Below are 2,282 nucleotides of genomic sequence, written 5' to 3'. Positions count from 1 at the left end.
ATCAAATAGGTCAACGGCGGTATACCAACGACCTCTTTAAAGCGCTGGGCAAAGCTTGAGCGCGACATGCCTGCTACCTCAGCGAGCTTATTAATCGTCCAATTTTCGCTTGGCATCTCATGCATCGCAACCAGCGCTTTGGTCAAAAACGGATCCTTCATCGCTTTTAGCCAATTCTCAGTGGCTTCAGGCAGACTCTCAATATATACCCGCAAACATTCAATCATCATAATACTTGCCCAATGATTAATCACCGCGGTTTTACCCATGCGCTCGTGCTCAGCCTCTAGCGTCAGTAGCCTAATCTCGACATCAATCACTTCAAACCGGCCATCATCTTCATCATTGACTTCCGGCAGAATCGATGGCAGTACGGACAATAAAGGCCGAATCATCGCCTTATCATACTTACACTCGATTAATATCAATGACGCCTCAGAATCACCATCACCCTTCAAATCCAGCGTATGATCTTTACAGCTCGTCAATAACTCATCTAGCGGCTGCGCCTCATCACTATGATAATTTAGCGCATAACTCACATGCTGATGCGCGCTTGGAATCATAATCATGTCACCGGCGCGCGTTTCTCGTGGACCATTGCCGACGTCGATACAAAAACCACCCGACATCACCAAATAAAACAAAATCGTATCTTGCCTAGTGAGTGAATAAGACCAATTGCCCGTCACATTCAATCGATAATACTTGGTTTCGAATAAATGTACATTTTGTAGCAACACGCTTAGTGCGTCCATCGCTCACTTCCTCAATCATGGGTAATTAATATAGAAAAATTTAAAAATAGAAACAAAGCACTGATGACTGCAAAATCTTTTAAAATAATGGGTCAAAAAATTTTATTTTTATTTGATAAGCGGTTTATTTTAGATAAAGTCAAAGCAAAGAAATAACTAAAAATATCGAGTAAATAATTTAATGTGACAGCTTAATTGAACAAGGCTTAACAAATGATAGAACATTCGCAAGCCTATCTATCATAAGAAAAAAAGCGAAAAAAGGCTAGCAGGCGCTTAGATAATTAAATGCCTAGGAAGTTTATAACTAATAAGAATTAAAACAGCAGGCTAATTCGTATATCATCATAACTTAAAAAGTATGCATTGATATAAAACAAACAGGCACAAAAAAATGCCAGTAAAGGCAAGCAGCGTTATTTTAATATTTTTGAATTTAATGAGGAAGGAGATACAAAATAAAATATGGGGCGACTGATGGGACTCGAACCCACGACAACCGAGATCACAACCCGGGGCTCTACCAACTGAGCTACAACCGCCATAACTATTGCCTGATAAGGCAAGATTGACAGGCTAAATGGTGCGCCTGGCAGGATTCGAACCTGCGGCCACCTCCTTAGAAGGGAGATGCTCTATCCAGCTGAGCTACAGGCGCTCTTAGAGGACTTTTACATATTTTGATTGGCTTATCATATCAGAAACTTCTAACATAAAAAACTATATCATCATACATAAAAAAAAGCCTGTAAGGCTCTTTAAATAGATGGTCGGAGTGATAGGATTCGAACCTACGACCCTCTGGTCCCAAACCAGATGCGCTACCAAACTGCGCCACACTCCGAAATTCTCTATTATCTCGATAGTTTGTTATTTAACTCGTTATTGGTTATACCGCTAACTTGTTAATGTTCCTCGCTATCGAGGTGCACATATTAAGGGGTAAAGCCGATTGTGTCAACACCTATTTTCGATTATTTTAAAGAATCGTTCAATTCTTTCAAAAATGCGCCTTTTTTACAAAAATGACGGTGCCGCAACGTTGGTTTTTTACTGACCTTAATACTAGATTGCCAACAGCGCTTATTATACTACATTCAAATCTGGAAGCAAGTCACCGTTTACTTTTCCGGTCAGCACATTAAAGGGTATCAGCCATAATTTGGCATGACTTGGTGGCTTTTTATAGCTTTTATCATTGTCTGCGTCATTATAAGCCTGTTGCTGGAGCAGGATTGGTTGTCTGCTATCGTCCTGTACGGGATAAACCAGCCAGCCCTGCTCGGCATGATAAGCCTGCGCGTAACTGCTCAGCTGATAGGCGTCGCTCGCACGAATCGCCCCTGCATGCGGCAAATGCTTCCATTTAATATCAATCACATGGCTATAACTACCTGATTGCGGTGAGCAAGCAGAGGTATGCGTTTCTGATTTTACGTCGTCCTCATCAAGCGCTTTGAGATTAGGCTCAGTCTGCAAATGAGCTTTTTTATAAATCAATAAATCAGGACTAATGGACAAACA

The 2,282-nt window shown here is 41.1% G+C and carries 2 protein-coding genes and 3 tRNA genes; all 5 read right to left on the bottom strand.

Annotation, left to right across the window (positions count from 1 at the left end):
- The coding region (locus V7D75_RS11785) for a cupin domain-containing protein (RefSeq protein ID WP_333614710.1) at window positions 1-758 on the bottom strand (758 nt) is incomplete at its 3' end.
- A 466-nt stretch (window positions 759-1,224) separates the two neighbouring features.
- Window positions 1,225-1,300 (bottom strand) — tRNA-His (locus V7D75_RS11780).
- Window positions 1,301-1,339: 39 nt separating this feature from the next.
- A tRNA-Arg gene (locus V7D75_RS11775) sits at window positions 1,340-1,416 on the bottom strand.
- Between the two features lie 109 nt (window positions 1,417-1,525).
- Window positions 1,526-1,602, bottom strand: a tRNA-Pro gene (locus tag V7D75_RS11770).
- A 242-nt stretch (window positions 1,603-1,844) separates the two neighbouring features.
- On the bottom strand, window positions 1,845-2,282 hold a 438-nt coding region (locus V7D75_RS11765), incomplete at its 5' end, for a 5-methylcytosine restriction system specificity protein McrC (RefSeq protein ID WP_442968962.1).

Source organism: Psychrobacter sp., from assembly GCF_036731945.1.
GTDB lineage: Bacteria > Pseudomonadota > Gammaproteobacteria > Pseudomonadales > Moraxellaceae > Psychrobacter.
Note: the sequence above shows the minus strand (reverse complement) of the source record. Positions and strands in the feature narration are given on the sequence as shown.